We start from the raw sequence: 18,755 nt of genomic DNA, 5'->3' as shown, positions 1-18,755 counted from the left end.
CACATGGCGGGGCGGAACGGGCGCACGGTACGCGACCTCAGGCGGGCCAACCGCACGGCCGTGCTGCAACGGCTGTACTTCGACGGACCCCTCAGCCGCTTCGAGCTGGGCCCGGTGACCGGACTCAGCTCCGGCTCGGTGAGCAATGTCGTCGCTGACCTCGTCGCCGACGGACTGGTCGAGGAGGCCGGCAGCGTCGACTCCGACGGCGGCCGCCCCCGGACCCTCCTCCGAGTCGCCCCGCACAGCGGCCACATGATCGGCGTCGACGTCGGCGAGACCCGCGTCCGCGTCGAGCTGTTCGACCTCACTCTCACCGAACTCGCCCGCGCAGAACGCCCGTTGGAGCAGCAGCGCTACGAGGTCGAGGTCATCGTCGGCCACATCCGCGACGGCATGGCCGAGGTCCTCGCCGCCGCGGGCAAGGCGCCGGAACAGCTCCTGGGCGTCGGCATCGGCGTCCCCGGGATAGTCGAGCACACCCCGGACCGCGGCGCCGTGGTGCACGGCCAGACGATGGGCTGGGACGCGGTCCCCCTGGAGGAACTGCTCCGCAGCACCTCGCAACTCCCCGACACCGTCCCGTACTTCATCGACAACGGTGCCAAGACCCTCGGCCAGGCCGAGATGTGGTTCGGCGGCGGCCGGGGTGCGCGCAACGCGATCGTCGTCCTCTTCGGCTCCGGCGTCGGCGCCTGCCTCGTGACCCCCGAGGTGGAGAACGGCCGGGCGGTCGAGTGGGGGCATCTGACCGTACGGGTCAGGGGGCGTCGCTGCCGCTGCGGAGCCCTGGGCTGCCTCGAGGCGTACGCGGGCGCCGAGTCGCTGCTCGACCGCTGGCGCGAACAGGGCGGACGCCCGCCCGAGGGCACCGACGAGGAGACCGCGATGACCGCGCTCCTGGTCGCCGCCTACCCGCCCGCGGGCACCGACGCCGACCCCGTCGCGCTCGCCGTCCTGGAGGAGACCGCCGAGTACCTCGGCGCCGGACTGTCCGACCTGATCAACCTCTTCCAGCCCGAGCGCATCCTCATCGGCGGCTGGGCCGGACTCCAGCTCGGCACCCGCTTCCTGCCCGCCGTACGCCACCACGCCACCGCCTACGCGCTGCGCCACCCCGCCGGACGCGTCAGCATCGACCTCGGCCTGCTCGGTCCGGACGCGGTCACCGTGGGCGCCGCGATCCTTCCGCTCGCCGACTTCTTCGCGCGTGGCGGCCGAAGGGCCGAACCCGAACCGGAAGGCCCGCCGCCCGCCTGGCGCACGGCACTGGAGGAACGCGCACCGCACTGAGGGGACAGGCGGTTGGGGGATGATCACCTCATGAGTGAGATCATCCTGATGTCCGACGCCCGGGTCGCCGCCATCCCCGTCGAGGAGTGCGGAGAGCCCCTGGCCGATGTGAGTGCCGTCCTGCTGGTCGACGACCGCAAGAAGGACACCGGCGCCGAACTCCACCTGCGCCGGGGCGTGTTGGACCGGCTCCTCGCAGCGGAGGCCCTGTTGCCCGACGGCCTGCGCCTGCTGTTCGTCGAGGGCTACCGGCCACCGGCCCTCCAGCGCCGCTACTTCGAGGACTACGGCGACGAGTTGTGCGGTGCCCACCCGGACTGGCCCGCCGACCGCATCCGGTCCGCCGCCAGCCGCTATGTGTCACCGCCCGAGATCGCCCCGCACTCCGCCGGCGCGGCCGTCGACCTGACCCTCGCCGACGCCGACGGCCGCGAACTCGACCTGGGTACGCCGATGAACGCCAACCCCGAGGAGAGCGAGGGGGCCTGCTACACAGGCGCCGACAACATCACCGCCGAGGCCAGGGCCCACCGCGCCGTTCTGGGCAAGGCGCTCGGCGCGGTCGGCCTGGTCAACTACCCGACGGAGTGGTGGCATTGGTCGTACGGAGACCGCTACTGGGCGCTGGCCACCGGCGCGCCCGCCGCCCTGTACGGCCCGAAGGACCTCGACCCTTCGTGAGGCCGTGCCCGGAATTATCCGGCAAACGCGTCCACACCGGTGAGGTCGGCGGACAGCTTCCACAGCCGGGCGGCCTGCTCCGGGTCGATCGCCCATTCCTTGACGCCGGTGCGCTCGCCGTCGGCGGGGGCGGGTTCGGCGATGTCGCAGTCCTCCAGGTAGACGCCGCCGAGGCCGTCCAGCTGGGGCGAGGTCGCGGCCCAGACCTGGGTGGACGCGCCCTGCTCCGGGGTCTTGAAGAGGTCCGGGTGCAGCAGGTTGCCGTCCGCGTCGATCCAGCCGCGCTCCACCATCTCCTCCGTGGCGAGGTGGCGTTGGAGCGGTGTGAGGATGCCGCCCGGGTGGAGCGCGAAGGCCCGTACGCCGTGGTCGGCGCCCAGCCGGTCGAGGTGGACGGCGAACAGGACGTTCGCGGTCTTCGCCTGCCCGTAGGCCTCCCACTTGTCGTAGCCGTGGCTCCAGTGGATGTCGTCCCAGCGGATGCCGGAGGCGTGGTGGCCGGTCGAGGACACCGAGACCACTCGCGCGCCGCCCGCCGCGATGGCCGGCCACAGCCGGTTGACGAGGGCGAAGTGGCCGAGGTGGTTGGTGGCGAACTGGGCCTCCCAGCCGGGACCCACCCGGGTCTCCGGGCAGGCCATGATGCCGGCGCTGTCGATCACGAGGTCCACGGTGCGGCCGGAGGCGAGGAAGCGGTCGGCGAAGCCGCGCACGCTCTCCAGGTCGCCGAGGTCCAGCTCGTCCAGCTCGACGCCGTCGATCCCGGCCACGGCCTCGCGCGCGGCGTCGGGGCGGCGGGCGGGGACGACGACCCGAGCCCCCGCCTTGGTGAGCGCACGGGTGGTCTCCAGGCCGATGCCCGAGTAGCCGCCGGTGACGACGGCGAGTTTGCCGGTGAGGTCGATGCCCTTCAGGACGTCGTCGGCGGTGCTCTTCGCGCCGAATCCGGAACCGATCTTGTGCTGTGCAGTGGTCATACCGGAACGCTACGAATTGGAGTGCGCTCCAAGTCAAGGAGAAGCCCCGGCCGTGACGGGGGAATCACGACCGGGGCGGTCAGGTGGTGGGCACGGAAGGCGGTCGCCTCGCGGCGAAAGGCTCCACAGGGCTTCAGCCGAACGATCTTCCCTGTGGGCGGAGGTTGAGGCCCGGGGACACTGTTCCCTCCGCACCCACGGTCTGTTCAACGGAGAACTACCTGAGGGTGTTCCTGCGGGGGCGGCGGCACCCGGTGATGTGCGTCACGTGCCAGAGGTCCAGGCCAGCAGCTCGTCGGCCGACCAGGTGGTCAGCACCCGTTCGGCGGGCACCCCGCACTCCTCCGCCCGCGCACAGCCGTTGATCTGCCAGTCGAGCTGGCCCGGCGCGTGCGCGTCCGTGTCGATCGAGAACAGCACCCCGGCGTCCACGGCCTTCCGCAGCAGCCGCCTCGGCGGGTCGAGGCGCTCCGGGCGGCTGTTGATCTCCACGGCCGTGCCCGATTCGGCGCACGCGGCGAACACCTCGTCCGCGTCGAACGCCGACTCCGGCCGCGCGGCACCCCCGTCCCGCCCGATCAGCAGCCGCCCGGTGCAGTGCCCGAGGATGTCCGCGTGCGGATTCCGTACGGCCGCCACCATGCGCCGGGTCATGGCGCGGGCCTCCATCCGCAGCTTGGAGTGCACGGAGACCACGACGACGTCGAGCCGCTCCAGCAGCTCGGGTTCCTGGTCCAGCGAGCCGTCGTCGAGGATGTCGCACTCGATGCCGGTCAGCAGCCGGAAGGGCGCCCAGGTCTCGTTCAGCGCCGCCACCACGTCCAGCTGCTCGCGCAGCCGCTCCGGGGACAGCCCGCGCGCCACGGTCAGCCGGGGGGAGTGGTCGGTCAGCACCGCCCACTCGTGGCCGAGCCGGGCCGCCGTACGGCCCATCTCCTCGATCGGGCTGCCGCCGTCCGACCAGTCGGAGTGGAGGTGGCAGTCGCCGCGCAGCAGCGCCCGCAGTTTCTCGCCGCCGGGTCCCGACGGGGCGGGCGCCTCGGCCTCCAGCTGCTCCAGATAGGCGGGCACCCGCCCGTCCAGGGCCTCGCGGACCACCTGGGCGGTCTTGGGGCCGATGCCCTTGAGGGACTCCAGGGACCCGGCAGCGGCGCGTTCGGCGACCTCGCCCTCAGGGAGTGCCGCCAGGACCCCGGCGGCCGTACGGAAGGCGCGTACGCGGTAGGTGGGGGCCAGGGAGCGTTCCAGCAGGAAGGCGATCCGGTCCAGTGCCTGCACGGGATCCATCGAGCCTCCTCCCGCGAGGGCCCCCGGTCGGGCACCGTGGACCGCTCGCGTCCGCCTGATGCGTTCTAGGCTCTATTGCATGACCGAAATGTCCAGTCCGCACATCTCCAGCCCGCGGATCATGGTGCTCAAGGTGCAGCCCGGTACCCCGCCGTTCCGCATCGTGGAGATCGACGGGGAGATGGTCGCCGAGGCCAGGGGGATCACCGACGTGCTCCAGGTCGCGGCCGTGTGCGGCATCACGGTCCGCGACCTGGACGACCCGGACGTGGTGCGCTGGGTCGGCGGGGACAAGTTCACCTGGTTGCCGCACTAGGTCCTACGGAATCAGCCGACGGTCCACTTCTGGTTGGCGCCGCCCGAGCAGGTCCAGATCTGGAGCGGGGTGCTGTTGGCGGAGGTGTTGCCGGTGACGTCCAGGCACTTGTCGGCCTGCGGGTTGACGATGTCGTTCGCCGAGGAGACGGCCCACTTCTGGGCGGCGCTGCCGTTGCAGTCGTAGAGCTGCACCTTGGTGCCGTCCGCGGTGCCGCCGCCGGCCACGTCCAGGCACTTGCCGAGGGCGCGGATCGTGCCGTCGGAACCCACGGTCCACTGCTGGGCGGCCGAGCCGTTGCAGTCGTAGAGCTGTACGGCGGTTCCGTTGGCGGAGTTCGCGCCGTTGACGTCGACGCATTTGCCGGCCAGGCCCTTGATCGCCACCCCGGCGGCCGTGTTGCTGGTGGTCACCGAGACCGAGTCCACCACCAGCTGGGCCGGGAAGGCCGTGGCGCTGTTCGGGTCGCCCGGCCAGTCGCCGCCGACCGCCAGGTTGAGGATCAGGAAGAACGGCTTGTTGAAGGCCCAGGTGTTGCCGCCCACGTCGGCGGGGGTGCGGGTCTCGTAGACGACCCCGTCGACCGACCACTTGATCGAGTTGGGCGCCCAGTCGACGGCGAAGGTGTGGAAGGCGTCGGCGAAGGCCTGGCCGTTGGGCAGGGTGTAGCCGGCGCCGATCCCGTTGGCGCCGGAGTAGCCGGGACCGTGGATGGTGCCGTGGACCGTGGAGGGCTCGAAGCCGACGTTCTCCATCACGTCGATCTCGCCCGAGTTGGGCCAGCCGACCGAGCCGATGTCGGTGCCGAGCATCCAGAACGCGGGCCACATGCCCTGACCGCGCGGGATCTTCATCCGCGCCTCGACGTGCCCGTACTGCGCGCTGAACTTCCCCGAGGTGTTCATCCGGGCCGAGGTGTACTGGCATGTGCCGTACCAGCACTGGTAGTTGGCCGGGTTCTCCTTCTTGGCGGTGATCACCAGATGGCCCTGGCCGTCCAGGGCCGCGTTGTTGGTGCCGGACGTGTAGTACTCGCGCTCGTGGTTGTTGACGTTGTCGCCGGTCTCCAGAGTCCACTTCGAGGAGTTGACGGCCGAACCGGCCGCCCCGTCGAAGGTGTCGGAGAAGGTGACGGCGTCGGCCTGGGCGGCCGACGCCGAAGCCGCCCGCGCCGGACCGATCGCGGCGGACGCGACCAGTGCGGCGGACAGGGCGGCGAAGAGGCATCTGCGGAGCAAGCGTGGGGAGGCCACGGCGTTCCCTTCTGTACGGCGGCAGTGGGGACCGGCACGCCGACTGAGGTGGGGGGTGAAAGCGTCGCCTCTTGATTTAAGGAGTGAGATAAGGAGAGCGTCAATACCTTGGTACGGACCAGTAGTTGAACGCGACGGCCCGGTGGGCGAAGGTCAGGACGCGGCCTTCGGCGCTTTGGGTGCCTTCGACGCCTTTGGTGTCCGCTTCGCCGGCTCCACGGGCTTGCGCGCGTGCACCGCCCGGCCCAGCCGGCGGCCCAGCAGGACCCAACCGATCAGCGCCCCCGAGGTGTTGAGGATGACGTCGTCGATGTCGAAGGCCCGCCCGGTGATCAACGCGCCCTGCGCGAACTCCACCAGGAGCATGACGGTCGCCGTCAGCAGCAGCACCTTCAGGATGCCGCGGGCCCGCGGCGCGAACACGGGCACCAGCACCCCGAAGGGGATGCCGAGGACCACGTTCCCGCCGATCTGCTTGACGGCGTCGCGCAGGGCCGGCTGGTCGAGATAGGCCTTCAGGGAGCGGCCCGGGTGCAGATTGGTGTGCACGAGGGCCTTGGACGCGGGGGACGGCTCCAGGGTGAGCTTGGCCAGTACGACGGCGAACGCCACCATGAGGACGAACCCGATCAGCATCGCCAGCAGACGCACGGGGAGCGACATCTGATGGCGTCCGCGTTCGGGTCGGACCGGCTTCGGCTCGGGCTCCGCCTTGGCCTTCTTGGTGGTGCGCAGGCGCGGAACGGTACGGGCCATGCGGTGGGCCTCCAGCTTTCGATGGTTCAGCAGCGTCCGGTCAGGAGCTGTACGAGATGTTCACGTCGGTGAAGCCGAGCGAGCCGAGCAGGCCCTTGAGCATGTTGGTCGTGTTGGTCTCGGCGCGGGTGGTCAGTCCACTGGTCTTCGCCGCCTCGCCGATGTGCTTCGAGGCGAGCTTCTGCACCGCCTGTTCGCTGTTGGGGTTGTCGGAGAATATGTCCCCGATGCGGTCGAGCAGACCCCGTTGCTTGGAGACCGTGTAGGAGTGGTCCGGGTCCAGGGCCGGCTTGCCGAGCGTGGCGTGCGGCAGCTTGATGCTGGCCGACGTGCGGTCGGCGTTGACCGTCACGTCCTGCTTGCCGAGCCTGCCCAGGTCGACATAGCCCTCGACGGTGCCCGCGCCGACGTACAGCGTGCGGGTGCCGCGGATGGCGTCCGGCAGGTACTTGGCGTCCTTCTCCAGGTCGACGACGACCTGGAAGTTGCCGGAGGCCGCGTCGTAACGGCTCATGTCCTGGATGGACTTGAGCAGGGCCGGGCCCGAGCGGTCGGTCGTCTTGGTGCCGAAGATGTCCCGCAGACCCGGGAGCACGGCGAGCCGGAGACCGGCGAACAGCACGGCGATCACGACGACGACGGCGGTGAGCACCTTCGCCCAGCCCGGCATACGCCGGGATGCACGGCTGATGGAAGTCGTCATGGGGACGGCCCTCCCTTCCTCGGTATGCGCATGCCCCCCAAATGCCCTGTCAGACAGACCTGTTGGCTGAACGGTCCATCTGGTGGGGGCACGGAGGGCGCACAGGGGGTGAAAAGTCACTGGTCCGGCCGGTCGGGCGTCCCGGCCGGCCGATGACAGCATTTCCCGGGCGGTCCGGCCCATGCGTCCCGTGACCTTTCCGGAGCACGGTCCGTTCCGTGTCGTGACACTGGCCACGGGCATCCCGGACGTACTGTCCGTTTCCTGCCGCTGAGGGGTGAACGCCCTTCAGCGGGACCGCAGTTCACGGTCGCCCGACGGCCGCGACCACCACACTCCCTCACCGCGGGTGAGTCCCGGCAGCGCCAGTTCCACATCGCGCGCCCGCCGGGCCGGCAGCTCCCCGGTGATCACCCAGGAGCCGACACCTCCCGTCGTCCCCGCGAACTCGGCACGGCAGGACGCGAGCCGCGCGGTCACCGGCGCGAGCGCGTCCAGCGGGACCTCCGTCTCGAACATGACGTAGGGCTCGTACAGCCGTGTCCGCGCCAGCCCGAGCGCCCGGCGCAGCACGATCGGGGTGAGACCGCGGAAGTCGGCGGCCGTGCTGAGCGGGGCCGCGTACCCGGAGCGGGTGAAGGTGACCCGGTAGTCCGTCACGGGTGCGCCGTGGAGACCGCTGAGCAGGGTCGCGTGGACGGTGTCCTCGATCGCCTGGTGCAACGCCCTTGGGAGCGCGCCGAGTTCGGTCTCGTAGGCGAAGACCCCGCCGGAGCCGCGCTCGCCCGGTTCGACGCGCAGCCCGATCGTCGCCCAGTAGTGGGTGTGGTCGTGCCACGGGAACTCCTCCCAGGCCTCGCCGGTCCCGGCCGGGCGTTCGAGGAACCGCACCCGGCTCGGCTCGAAGTCGGCCTCGATGCCGAAGTCCTGGACCAGCGTCGCCGCGACGACCTCCTTCTGGACCTCCCCGTACAGCAGCAGCACGGTCGCCCCGGACGCGGCGGGCCGTGCGTGCAGCAACGGGTCCTGGTCGGCCAGCGCGAGCAGCGCGGACCGCAGCGCCGCCGCCTGTTCCGGTCGCCTCGCCCGTACGACGGTCTCCAGCGTCGGCGGCGCGAACTGCGGTGCCCGCTCGGTGAGTTCACCGAGCCGGTCGCCGACCCGGATGTCCTTCGGGCCGGTCAGCGCCCCGATGTTCCCGGCGGTGAGCGGTCCGGCCCGGCCGATCACCTGGAGGCGCGTGATCCGTCCGGAGACCTCGACCGTCCGCCCGTCCGCGCCGTGGCGGCGGAAGGTGAGCCGCTGCTGCGGGGCCACCTCTCCGTCGTAGAGCCGCAGATAGGCCGTCCGTTCGCGGCCGGGGCCGGGGCGGACCGCGAAGACCGTGCCCCTCGGGGTGCCCGGGCCGGTGGGTGAGGGCGGGATCAGGCGGATCAGGTGGTCGACGAGGGCGGGGACACCCTGGCCGCCGAGGGCCGAGCCGTGCAGGAGGGGGTGGACCGAGCCGTCGGCGGTGCGGCTGAGGAGGGACTTGAGCAGGTCGTCCGGGGTGGGGGCCGGGCCGTCGACGACGGCCGCGAGGATGTCCGGGTCGACGTCGGCGAGCGCCTCGGCCAGCTCCGGGTCGCCGGGCGGGCGGAGCCGCACACACGCCCCGGGCGTGCCGGGGGCCGTCACGTCCGTGAGGGGTACGACGTGCGGGGTCAGCCGGCGCCGGATCTCCGCGACCAGGTCTCCGCCGCGGGCGCCCGCCCGGTCGATCTTGTTGACGAAGACGAGCGTGGGCAGCCGGAGCCGTCGCAGGGTCCGCATCAGGACCCGCGTCTGCGCCTGGACGCCCTCCACGGCGGAGAGCAGCAGGACGGCGCCGTCGAGCACCTCGAGGGCGCGCTCGACCTCCGCGATGAAGTCCGAGTGGCCCGGGGTGTCGATCAGGTTGACCTGGGTGTCGCCGGACGTGAACGCGGCGACGGCCGAGCGGATGGTGATCCCGCGCTGCCGCTCGATCGCGCCGTCGTCCGTACGGGTGTCACCGGCGTCGACGCTGCCGAGCCGGTCGATCGCGCCGTGGTCGAACAGCAGCCGCTCGGTGAGGCTGGTCTTACCCGCGTCGACGTGGGCCAGAATTCCGATGTTCAGGGTGCGCATACGTGGTCGAGTCCTCGAGAACCGTCGTCCAGTGGGGGAGCCGGTGGATTCCGAGGAGTCGGCGCATCTGAGGGTTCCTGACGGGAGAGGGCACGGACGCGGCCATCATGACGCCCACCGTCGGGGCGTCCGCAACCGGTTTTCCGGGTCAGTAGCATGAGGCACGGCCGGGAATGATCATGCGAGGAGCAGATCGTGCGAGACATCGCCGTGTTCAGCGGGAGTGCCCACCCCGAGTTGGCGAAGGAGGTCTGCGCGCATCTCGGTGTTCCGCTCAGCCCGACCCGGGTCAGCCGGTTCGCCAACGACTGCCTGGAGGTACAGCTCCAGGCCAACTGCCGGGAACGGGACGTCTTCCTGATCCAGCCGCTGGTCAAACCGGTGCAGGAGAACCTCGTCGAGCTGCTGCTGATGTGCGACGCGGCGCGCGGGGCCTCCGCCGGGCGGATCACCGTCGTCATGCCGCACTACTCGTACGCCCGCTCCGACAAGAAGGACGCCCCACGCATCTCGCTCGGCGGCCGACTGGTCGCCGACCTGATGGTCGCGGCGGGCGCGAGCCGCGTCCTGGCGATGACCCTGCACTCGCCGCAGGTGCACGGCTTCTTCTCGGTGCCGGTCGACCATCTGCACGCCCTGCGTGAACTGGCCGCGCACTTCCGGCAGTACGACCTCTCCCGCACCACCGTCGTCTCCCCGGACCTCGGCAACGCCAAGGAGGCCGCCGCGTTCGCCCGGCTGATCGGCGCCCAGGTGGCCGCCGGCGCCAAGCAGCGGTACGCGGACGACCGGGTCGTCATCAGCTCCGTCATCGGTGACATCGCCGACCGGGACGTCATCGTGCTCGACGACGAGATCGCCAAGGGCAGCACCGTGCTCGAACTCCTGGAGCGGTTGCGGGAGTTGGGGCCGCGCTCGATCCGGGTGGCCTGCACCCACGGCCTGTTCGCGGCGGGCGCGCTCAAGCGGATCGGGGAGCAGCCCGACGTACTGGAGATCGTCTGCACCAACACGGTGCCGGTGCCCGAGGAGGAGCGCACCGAGAAGCTGCGCATCCTGTCCATCGCCCCGGCGCTCGCCGAGGCCGTACGGCGCATTCACAACGGCGAGTCCGTCAGCGCCCTGTTCGACGCGCCGCCGAACGAATAGACATGAGGGGACGGAGCAACGCTCGGCAGCACCGAGGCGATCAGGAGGACTCGCCGTGGCGAAGGCGAAGTTCGAGCGGACGAAACCCCATGTGAACGTCGGCACCATCGGTCACATCGACCACGGCAAGACCACCCTCACGGCGGCCATCACGAAGGTGCTGCACGACCGGTATCCCGACCTCAACCCGTTCACGCCGTTCGACCAGATCGACAAGGCGCCCGAGGAACGGCAGCGCGGCATCACCATCTCGATCGCCCACGTCGAGTACCAGACCGAGCACCGGCACTACGCGCACGTCGACTGCCCCGGGCACGCCGACTACATCAAGAACATGATCACCGGCGCGGCCCAGATGGACGGCGCGATCCTCGTCGTCGCGGCCACCGACGGACCCATGCCGCAGACCAAGGAACACGTCCTGCTGGCCCGGCAGGTCGGCGTGCCGTACATCGTCGTCGCCCTCAACAAGACGGACATGGTCGACGACGAGGAGATCCTGGAACTCGTCGAGCTGGAGGTGCGGGGACTGCTCACCGAGTACGAGTTCCCCGGCGACGAGCTCCCGGTCGTCAAGGTGTCCGCGCTGAAGGCCCTCGAAGGCGACCCGGAGTGGACCGCGTCGGTGCTCGAACTCCTCGCCGCCGTCGACGAGTTCGTGCCCCAGCCGGTACGGGACGTGGACCGGCCGTTCCTCCTGCCGATCGAGGACGTCTTCACCATCACCGGCCGCGGCACGGTCGTCACCGGCAGGATCGAGCGCGGAATCCTGAAGGTCAACAACGAGGTGGAGATCATCGGCATCCACCCGCAGAAGACCAGGACGACCGTCACCGGCATCGAGATGTTCCGCAAACTCCTCGACGAGGGCCGGGCCGGCGAGAACGTCGGACTGCTGCTGCGCGGGGTCAAGCGCGAGGACGTGGAGCGCGGCCAGGTCGTCATCAGGCCCGGATCGGTCACCCCGCACACGGAGTTCGAGGCCCGCGCCTACATCCTGTCCAAGGACGAGGGCGGCCGGCACACGCCCTTCTTCCACAACTACCGCCCGCAGTTCTACTTCCGCACCACCGACGTGACCGGCGTGGTGACCCTGCCGAAGGGCACCGAGATGGTCATGCCGGGCGACAACACCACCATGCACGTCGAACTGATCCAACCCATCGCCATGGAGGAGGGGCTGAAGTTCGCGATCCGCGAGGGCGGCCGGACCGTGGGCGCCGGGCAGGTCACGAAGATCCTCAAGTAGCTTTCCCCGTACGGCTCATGACGTGCCGGACGTGGTCTCCGGCTGTTCCAGGGCCGCGTCCAGCGTGGGCTGCGGCGGCAGCAGCCGGTTGAGCCCGGTGACCCGCAGGATGCGCAGCGTCAGCGGGTGCGCGCAGACCAGATGCAGCGTGCCGTCGCGCTCCAGCACCCTGTGCCGCGCCCGGTACAGCAGGCGCAGCCCCGAGCAGTCGAAGAACTCGACCTGCCGCAGGTCGATCACGATCCGCGCACGGGGCCGCGCCGTCACCCGGTCCAGATACGGCAGGATCTCCGTCGCCGCGGCGATGTCGATCTCCCCGCGGAACTCCAGGACCGTGAACCCGCGATCCGCGTGGATCCGCAGATGCCTGGTCAGCGGCGCGGGTTCCTGCTGCACGACCACATCGCCTCCAACCGGCCCTCGGTGAAGCGGGGTTGAGCGTAGAAGCGCTCCCCGCCCTGCAAGTTACCCTCGATGGAGTGAATTTGAGCATGTTCGATTGACATATGTCTTCGAATCTAGCCAGAGCTTTCTGTGATGTGCGCGGCAGTCACGGACCGGCGCACGCCCGGGCTTACGACAGGGCCTGCCACGCCTTGGTCAGAGCCTGCCGGAACTGCTCGCTCTGATGCGCCGTGAGCTGCGCGACCATCCGTTCCTCCAGCTCCCGCACCGGCCCGGCGCAAGCCGTCAGCAGCGCGCGCCCCTCCTCGGTGAGCAGGATCAGCAGCTCGCGGCGGTTGCGCGGATTGCGCTCCCGGCGGATCAGCCCGCGCCCCTCCAGGGAGCGCACCAGATCGGCGATGGACTGCGCGGTGACGAAGGAGTCCCGTGCCAGCTGCGCCGCGGACAGGCCGTCGTGTCGCTCCAGCACCGTGAGCGCGGTGTACTGGAGTGCGGTGATCCCGTGCGGCCTGACCAGTTCGTCGAGACGGGAGCGGACGACCAGCTCCACCTGCTTGACCATGTACAGCAGGGAGGGGGCAGCCTTCGTCGTGTGGACGCCGATGAGAGATCCAGCCTGGGGTTCAGCCATGGATTCACCCTAGAGCATTGACAGGAAACCTGTCCGTAATGACACTGCGGAACAGACGAGAAACCAACAGGAATCCTGTTTGTTGAAATCTTGGCGACGATAGTCCTGGCAACGATGCTGAGGAGTGGCGATGACCGCCTTCGAGACCGAACCCGGCCGTCTGTTCATCGGAGGGCGGTGGCGCGAGGCCGCCGACGGAGCGCGCACCGAGGTCGTCGACCCGTCCCGGGGCCGGGTCGTCACCACGGTCGCCGAGGCCGGCCCCGCCGACGTGGACGCGGCCGTCCGCGCCGCCCGCGAGGCCTTCGACAGCGGACACTGGTCCGGGCTCAGCGGCCGTGAACGCGGCCGCATCCTGCACCGCGTCGCCGAGCTGATCCGCGAGAACGCCGGTGAACTGGCCGAGCTGGAGAGCCTCGACGTGGGCAAACCCATCACCCTGTGCCACGCCGTCGACGTCACGAACGCGGCCAACGACTACGAGCACTACGCCGCCCTCGCCTTCTCCCTGGACGGCTCGACCCGGGACACCCCCCTCAACGCGCTCGCCTACACCAAGCGCGAGCCGCTCGGCGTCGTGGCCGCGATCACACCCTTCAACTTCCCGCTGATTCTGGCCGGTTCGAAACTCGCCCCCGCCCTCGCGGCCGGCAACACCGTGGTCCACAAGCCCGCCGACGAGACCCCGCTCAGCGCCCTGTACATGGCCGGACTGCTCCAGCGGGCCGGAGTCCCGGACGGGGTCGTCAACGTCGTCACCGGCGCGGGCCCGGTCGCCGGCGAAGCCCTGCTGCGGCACACCGGCATCGACAAGATCGCCTTCACCGGCTCCACCGCCGTCGGCCGGCACGCCGCGAGCGTCGCCGGGGAGAACCTCAAGCCCGTCACCATGGAACTCGGCGGCAACGCGGCCCACCTCGTCTTCGAGGACGCCGACCTGGAGAAGGCGGTCGGCGCGGTCATCAAGGGATTCGTCTTCAACACCGGCCAGTTCTGCATGGGCGGCCCCCGCCTGCTGGTCGCGCGCCCCGTCTACAGCACCCTCCTCGGCATCCTCGCCGACGCCGTCCCCGGCGTCCCGGTCGGCGACCCCCGGCTGCCCGAGACCGTCGTCGGGCCGATGGCGGGGGAGCGGCACCTGCGGAAGGTCGAGGAGTACGTCGACCTCGCTCGCAAGGAGGGTGCCCGCATCGTCTGCGGCGGCGAACGGCTCGACCTCGACGGCGGCTACTACTACAAGCCCACCGTCATCGCCGATCTCGCCGACGACTCCCGGGTGATCCAGGAGGAGATCTTCGGCCCGGTCCTCACCGTCCAGCCCTTCGACACCGAGGACGAGGCCGTCCACCTCGCCAACTCCACGCCCTACGGCCTGGCTTCGGGCATCCAGACCGGCAACCTCGCCCGCGCCCACCGCATCGCCGACCGGCTCCAGGCGGGCATCGTCTGGATCAACGACTGGGCGATGCTCGACCCCAACGTCCCCTTCGGCGGCGTCAAGGCCTCCGGCTTCGGCCGCGAGTACGGCCCCGAGGGCCTCGCCGCGTACACCCGCACCAAGTCCGTCGTCGTCTCCCTCGACTGACCGCGCCCATCGGCTCGACCGGCCCCGGTTCAGTGGGTCGCCTCAACTCGCCCCGCACACATAGGAGTTCGTACGATGTCCACCACAACGCGCGCGGCCGTCGTCGAGTCGGGCGGTGCGCCCTTCACCCTCGCCGCCGTCGAACTGGCCGAGCCGGGACCGCACGAGGCACTCGTCCGGATCGTCGCAACAGGCCTGTGCCACACGGACCTCGGGGTGGCGAGCGGCGGACTGCCCTTTCCGCTGCCGGGAGTTCTCGGTCACGAGGGCGCCGGGGTCGTCGAGGAGGTCGGTGCGGCCGTCACCGGGGTCGCGCCCGGCGACCACGTCGTCCTGTCCTTCACCTCGTGCGGAGACTGCCGCAACTGCCGGGGCGGGCACCCCGCGTACTGCGCGACCTGGCTCCCGCTGAACCTCATCGGCGGTCGTCGAGCCGACGGCAGCAGCACCCTCAGCCGCGACGGCGAGCCGCTCGGCGGCCACTTCTTCGGCCAATCCTCCTTCGCGGAGAGGGCGTTGGTCGACGAACGCAGCCTGGTGAAGGTCGACCCGGACGTGCCGCTGGAGTCGATCGCCCCGCTGGGGTGCGGAGTTCAGACCGGAGTCGGCGCCGTCTGGAACGTCCTCAAGCCCCGGCTCGGCGACGCGATCGTGGTGCTCGGCGCCGGAGCCGTCGGCCTCTCGGCGGTGATGGCCGCCGCGCTCACCCCGGCCACCACGATCATCGCCGTCGACCGGATCGCCGAACGGCTGGAACTGGCACGGGAGTTGGGCGCCACCCACACGGTCAACCCCACCGAGGAGAGCCTTCCGGAGGTGCTGCACCGGCTCACGGGGAACGGGGGAGCCGACGGCATCGTCGAGACGACCGGCAACGTCGGCGTCCTCCGCCAGGGCGCCGACGCACTCGCGGCCCGGGGCACGCTGGTCGTCGTAGGGGCGCCGCCGTTCGGCAGCGAAGTCGCCCTGGACGTCAACGGGTTGCTCCCCGGGAAGCGGATCGTCGGCCTGACCCTCGGCGACGGCGAGACGCAGAGCTTCATCCCCGCGCTGGTGGGACTGGTCAAGGCGGGACGGCTGCCGCTGCACCGCCTGATCACCCCCTATCCGTTCGCGGACATCGACCAGGCGGTGCGGGACATGGGCGCGGGCAAGGCGATCAAGCCGGTGCTGACCTTCTGACCTCCCGGCCCGCGTCGCCCCTCGGGCTCAGTCGACCGTCAGCACCAGCTTGCCCGCGGTGCGGCCGGTTTCGCCGAGCGCGTGTGCCTCGGCGGCATCGGCCAGCGGGAACGTCCGGGCGACCGTCGCGCGCAGCTTGCCCGCCTCGACGAGTTCCACGATCGACTCCATGTCGCCGCGGTCGGCGTCGACGAGCATCCTGACCGCCCGCACACCGAGCCGCTCGGCCTCGTCGGGGAACTCCGCCGAGCCGACCGGGATGATCGACACGACGACCCCGCCCGGCCGCAGCACGCCCAGCGACTTGACCGCGGTCTCGCCGCCGAGGGTGTCCAGGACGACATCGACGTCCTTCACGGCCTCGGCGAAGTCGGTCTCCCGGTAGTCGATCGCCTCGTCGACGCCGAGTTCGCGCAGGAAGTCGTGCTTGCCCGCGCTCGCCGTGCCGATCACGTAGGCGCCGCGCGCCTTCGCGATCTGCACGGCCACATGCCCGACCCCGCCGGCCGCCGCGTGGATCAGCACCCGCTGCCCAGGCTGGAGTCCGGCGTTCTCGACGAGTGCCTGCCAGGCGGTCAGCGAGACCAGGGGCAGCGCGCCCGCCTGGACGTGGTCGATTCCGGCCGGCTTGTGGACGAAGGCGCGGGCCGGGGCGGCGACGTACTCGGCGTGGGAGCCGTGGCCCCACGGGTACGACAGCATGCCGAAGACCTCGTCGCCGGGCTGGAACCGGGCCACCCCGATACCGACGGCCTCGACGACGCCGGAGACGTCCCAGCCGAGGACGAAGGGGGGCTCGCCGAGGAAGCCGCCGTTGGCCCGGTGCTTCCAGTCGGTGGGGTTGACTCCGGCGGCGCGGACCCGGATCAGGATCTCGTTGACGCGCGGCTCGGGCCGCTCGACCTGTACTTCCTCCAGGACCTCGGGACCGCCAAGGACGTTCTGAGTGATGACGCGCATGGTGTTCACAGTGCTCATGGTCAGTCAGCCTGCCGGGTCCCGCACGACGAGGAAATGGCACGATGGCCAACATTCGATACGATCGTGCCATGCAGCGTGTGGAACGGATCGTGGTCCTGGCGCTCGACGGCGTCTACCCCTTCGAGCTGGGCATCCCCAGCCGTATCTTCGGCGCGGCCGGCGGCCGGTACGAGGTGCTGACCTGCACGGTCGACGGCCGTCCGGTGCGCACCAACGCCGATTTCTCGGTCGCGGTGGAGCACGGACCGGAGATCCTGGAGACGGCCGACACGGTCGTGGTCGCCTCGATGGCCACCCCGGACATCCCGGCCGGGCTGCCCGCCGACGTCGCCGCCGCCCTGGCCCGGATCCGCCCGGACGCGCGGATCGTCTCGATCTGCACGGCCGCGTTCGTGCTCGCCGCCGCCGGTCTCCTCGACGGCCGCCGGGCGACCACCCACTGGCAGGTCGTCGACCACTTCCGGAAGATGTACCCGCAGGTCGACCTCGACCCGGACGTGCTGTTCGTGCAGGACGGCCGCATCCTCACCTCGGCGGGCGCGGCCTCCGGCGTCGACATCTGCCTGCACATCGTCCGCACGGACCACGGCAGCGAACTCGCCAACGCGGTCGCCCGCAGCTGTGTCGTCCCGCCGTTCCGCGACGGCGGCCAGGCCCAGTACATCCAACAGCCGGTGCCCGACGCCGGGGTCACCAGCACGGCCGCCACCCGCGACTGGGCCCTCACCCGCCTCGACGAACCGCTCGCCCTGTCCGACCTGGCCCGGCACGCCGGGATGAGCCTGCGCACCTTCGCCCGCCGGTTCAACGACGAGGTGGGCCTCAGCCCCGGCCGCTGGCTCATCCAGCAGCGGGTCGCCCGCGCCCGCGACCTCCTGGAGGCGAGCGACCTGTCCGTCGACCAGATCGCGGGCCGCGTCGGCTTCGCGACGGGCGCCTCCCTGCGGCAGCACCTGCACGCGGCGATCGGAGTGTCCCCGCAGGCGTACCGCCGCACGTTCCAGGAAGCCCGCTGACCCACGGGTCTCCGTCACCGGCTCCGGTGCAGCGTGACCAGCAACTGCCATACCTGGTCGGCGATTTCCTCCGGCGTGCCCTCCAACAGCCCGTGCAGCCAGTCGGCGAGGACCCCGCCGAACGTGCCGGCGACGGCCGAGGCGACCAGCGGGGCGTCCGCCGCGCCCGCGAGTTCCCGCTCGCGCAGGCTGTAGGCGCGCAGGTCCCTGTGCAGCACCCGGCCGAGCGGGCCTCCGCCGCCGGGGCTCAACAGGGCGCGGTACAGGGCCGCGTGGGGCAGGAGCCCGGCGAAGAACTCCGGCAGCGCGGGCGGCGCGTGCACCGGATCGGGCCGGCCGCGCCACGCGTGCAACGCCTCCACCGCCTCCCGTACGACATCCGCGCAGGCATCGACCGCAAGCGCTTCCAGGCCGTCGTAGTGGACGTAGAACGTGGCCCGGCCGACCCCCGCCCGGCGCACCAGGGCGGCGACGCCGACCTCTGCCAGGGGGCGTTCCGCGCACTCGTCGAGGAGGGCCTGGCGCAGCCGTGCCCGGGTGCGGGCGGCCCGCCGGTCCTCGGGCTCGGCGCGGCTCACCGGGCGATCAGGACGGCGGCCAGGGCGACCGCGCCGGGCAGTGCCTGGGCGAAGAGGATGCGCCGGTTCGCCGTCGCCGCGCCGTAGAGGCCCGCGACGACGACGCAGCCGAGGAAGAACACCTGGGCGCGGAAGCCCGTCGGGTCGGCGGCGATCAGGCCCCAGACGAGACCCGCGGCGAGGAATCCGTTGTACAGGCCCTGGTTCGCCGCCAGCGGGGCGGTGGCTCTCGCCATGTCGGGGTCGAAGCCGTGCAGTCCGCGGCCGGGCTTCTTCGTCCACAGGAACATCTCCAGCACCAGGATGTAGACGTGCAGCGCGGCCACCAGTCCGACCAGCACGTTCGCGAGCGTTTCCATGATCGATCGACTCCTCGTTGTCGTGGACAGGTGTCCACTATAGCTGGACACCTGTCCATCTTCGGACCTTCTCGGAGCGTGACGGAATCCTCACTTCCGCACAGCCGTGAGGTTGATCTTTTACGGTTCAAACCCGATAAGCTCCCGTGCGGCGCAGCGAGTTGGCGTGACCGTGACCGGTCGGCTCGTGGTGCGTCCTCCTGAGT

General features: G+C 70.9%; 19 protein-coding genes. 8 read left to right on the top strand and 11 right to left on the bottom strand.

Going from position 1 to position 18,755, the window contains the following annotated elements:
* The first annotated feature begins 3 nt into the window (after nt 1-3).
* Both ACIRB1_RS01325 and ACIRB1_RS01320 read left to right on the top strand, forming a co-directional pair.
* On the top strand, nt 4-1,293 hold the full coding sequence (locus ACIRB1_RS01325; RefSeq protein ID WP_403464111.1) for an ROK family protein: 1,290 nt from the start codon (nt 4-6) through the stop codon (nt 1,291-1,293).
* Nucleotides 1,294-1,323: 30 nt separating this feature from the next.
* Nucleotides 1,324-1,974 carry a M15 family metallopeptidase gene (locus ACIRB1_RS01320; RefSeq protein ID WP_403464110.1) on the top strand — a complete coding sequence of 217 codons (651 nt, stop codon included), beginning with the start codon at nt 1,324-1,326 and terminating at the stop codon, nt 1,972-1,974.
* Nucleotides 1,975-1,988: 14 nt separating this feature from the next.
* Here ACIRB1_RS01320 and ACIRB1_RS01315 read toward each other — a convergent pair whose 3' ends face one another.
* Both ACIRB1_RS01315 and ACIRB1_RS01310 read right to left on the bottom strand, forming a co-directional pair.
* Complete coding sequence (locus ACIRB1_RS01315) at nt 1,989-2,951, bottom strand: SDR family NAD(P)-dependent oxidoreductase (protein ID WP_403464108.1); 963 nt, start codon at nt 2,949-2,951, stop codon at nt 1,989-1,991.
* 264 nt (nt 2,952-3,215) lie between these two features.
* Complete coding sequence (locus ACIRB1_RS01310; protein WP_403464106.1) at nt 3,216-4,238, bottom strand: PHP domain-containing protein; 1,023 nt, start codon at nt 4,236-4,238, stop codon at nt 3,216-3,218.
* Nucleotides 4,239-4,317: 79 nt separating this feature from the next.
* Between ACIRB1_RS01310 and ACIRB1_RS01305 the strand changes: the two genes are divergently transcribed.
* On the top strand, nt 4,318-4,554 hold the full coding sequence (locus ACIRB1_RS01305; RefSeq protein WP_317771483.1) for a hypothetical protein: 237 nt from the start codon (nt 4,318-4,320) through the stop codon (nt 4,552-4,554).
* An 11-nt stretch (nt 4,555-4,565) separates the two neighbouring features.
* On the opposite strand, the gene ACIRB1_RS01300 is transcribed toward ACIRB1_RS01305, so the two are convergent.
* The 4 genes from ACIRB1_RS01300 to otr(A) all read right to left on the bottom strand — a co-directional run bounded on the left by ACIRB1_RS01300 (nt 4,566) and on the right by otr(A) (nt 9,414).
* The gene (locus tag ACIRB1_RS01300) at nt 4,566-5,807 is read right to left on the bottom strand and encodes a ricin-type beta-trefoil lectin domain protein (protein WP_403464105.1); all 1,242 of its coding nucleotides are present in this window, start codon (nt 5,805-5,807) and stop codon (nt 4,566-4,568) included.
* 153 nt (nt 5,808-5,960) lie between these two features.
* Nucleotides 5,961-6,563 carry a VanZ family protein gene (locus ACIRB1_RS01295; RefSeq protein ID WP_352184706.1) on the bottom strand — a complete coding sequence of 201 codons (603 nt, stop codon included), beginning with the start codon at nt 6,561-6,563 and terminating at the stop codon, nt 5,961-5,963.
* A gap of 40 nt (nt 6,564-6,603) precedes the next feature.
* Nucleotides 6,604-7,266 (bottom strand): DUF4230 domain-containing protein, encoded by a 663-nt coding sequence (locus tag ACIRB1_RS01290; RefSeq protein ID WP_352184707.1) that lies wholly within the window; start codon nt 7,264-7,266, stop codon nt 6,604-6,606.
* Between the two features lie 288 nt (nt 7,267-7,554).
* A complete protein-coding gene (gene otr(A), locus ACIRB1_RS01285; RefSeq protein ID WP_403464104.1) occupies nt 7,555-9,414 on the bottom strand; it encodes a tetracycline resistance ribosomal protection protein Otr(A) in 1,860 nt (619 codons plus the stop codon).
* Between the two features lie 195 nt (nt 9,415-9,609).
* Here otr(A) and ACIRB1_RS01280 point away from each other — a divergent pair, with 195 nt between their 5' ends.
* Nucleotides 9,610-10,563: a ribose-phosphate diphosphokinase gene (locus tag ACIRB1_RS01280; protein WP_403464103.1), complete on the top strand. Its 954-nt coding sequence runs from the start codon at nt 9,610-9,612 to the stop codon at nt 10,561-10,563.
* A 55-nt stretch (nt 10,564-10,618) separates the two neighbouring features.
* Nucleotides 10,619-11,812 carry an elongation factor Tu gene (tuf, locus tag ACIRB1_RS01275; RefSeq protein ID WP_403464102.1) on the top strand — a complete coding sequence of 398 codons (1,194 nt, stop codon included), beginning with the start codon at nt 10,619-10,621 and terminating at the stop codon, nt 11,810-11,812.
* A 15-nt stretch (nt 11,813-11,827) separates the two neighbouring features.
* On the opposite strand, the gene ACIRB1_RS01270 is transcribed toward tuf, so the two are convergent.
* Nucleotides 11,828-12,208, bottom strand: coding sequence for an anti-sigma factor antagonist (locus ACIRB1_RS01270; RefSeq protein ID WP_403464101.1), 381 nt, complete (start codon nt 12,206-12,208; stop codon nt 11,828-11,830).
* Nucleotides 12,209-12,386: 178 nt separating this feature from the next.
* A complete protein-coding gene (locus ACIRB1_RS01265; RefSeq protein ID WP_403464100.1) occupies nt 12,387-12,848 on the bottom strand; it encodes a MarR family winged helix-turn-helix transcriptional regulator in 462 nt (153 codons plus the stop codon).
* A gap of 130 nt (nt 12,849-12,978) precedes the next feature.
* Between ACIRB1_RS01265 and ACIRB1_RS01260 the strand changes: the two genes are divergently transcribed.
* Both ACIRB1_RS01260 and ACIRB1_RS01255 read left to right on the top strand, forming a co-directional pair.
* Nucleotides 12,979-14,433, top strand: coding sequence for an aldehyde dehydrogenase family protein (locus ACIRB1_RS01260; protein ID WP_403464098.1), 1,455 nt, complete (start codon nt 12,979-12,981; stop codon nt 14,431-14,433).
* A 75-nt stretch (nt 14,434-14,508) separates the two neighbouring features.
* Nucleotides 14,509-15,615 (top strand): NAD(P)-dependent alcohol dehydrogenase, encoded by a 1,107-nt coding sequence (locus ACIRB1_RS01255; protein WP_403464097.1) that lies wholly within the window; start codon nt 14,509-14,511, stop codon nt 15,613-15,615.
* Between the two features lie 27 nt (nt 15,616-15,642).
* Here the strand turns inward: ACIRB1_RS01255 and ACIRB1_RS01250 are convergent, their stop codons facing one another.
* Nucleotides 15,643-16,593, bottom strand: a complete 951-nt coding sequence (locus ACIRB1_RS01250; protein ID WP_352184715.1) for an NADP-dependent oxidoreductase — start codon at nt 16,591-16,593, stop codon at nt 15,643-15,645.
* A gap of 71 nt (nt 16,594-16,664) precedes the next feature.
* On the opposite strand from ACIRB1_RS01250, the gene ACIRB1_RS01245 reads away from it, so the two are divergent.
* Nucleotides 16,665-17,612: a GlxA family transcriptional regulator gene (locus ACIRB1_RS01245; protein WP_403464095.1), complete on the top strand. Its 948-nt coding sequence runs from the start codon at nt 16,665-16,667 to the stop codon at nt 17,610-17,612.
* Between the two features lie 14 nt (nt 17,613-17,626).
* Here ACIRB1_RS01245 and ACIRB1_RS01240 read toward each other — a convergent pair whose 3' ends face one another.
* Nucleotides 17,627-18,190 carry a TetR/AcrR family transcriptional regulator gene (locus tag ACIRB1_RS01240; RefSeq protein ID WP_403464094.1) on the bottom strand — a complete coding sequence of 188 codons (564 nt, stop codon included), beginning with the start codon at nt 18,188-18,190 and terminating at the stop codon, nt 17,627-17,629.
* Nucleotides 18,187-18,549, bottom strand: coding sequence for a DUF1304 domain-containing protein (locus ACIRB1_RS01235; RefSeq protein ID WP_352184718.1), 363 nt, complete (start codon nt 18,547-18,549; stop codon nt 18,187-18,189). The genes ACIRB1_RS01240 and ACIRB1_RS01235 overlap by 4 nt, the downstream gene beginning before the upstream one ends.
* Nucleotides 18,550-18,755: the final 206 nt, after the last annotated feature.

Origin of the sequence: Streptomyces sp. NPDC096013 (genome assembly GCF_044763565.1) — a bacterium.
Lineage (GTDB): Bacteria > Actinomycetota > Actinomycetes > Streptomycetales > Streptomycetaceae > Streptomyces.
Note: the sequence above shows the minus strand (reverse complement) of the source record. Positions and strands in the feature narration are given on the sequence as shown.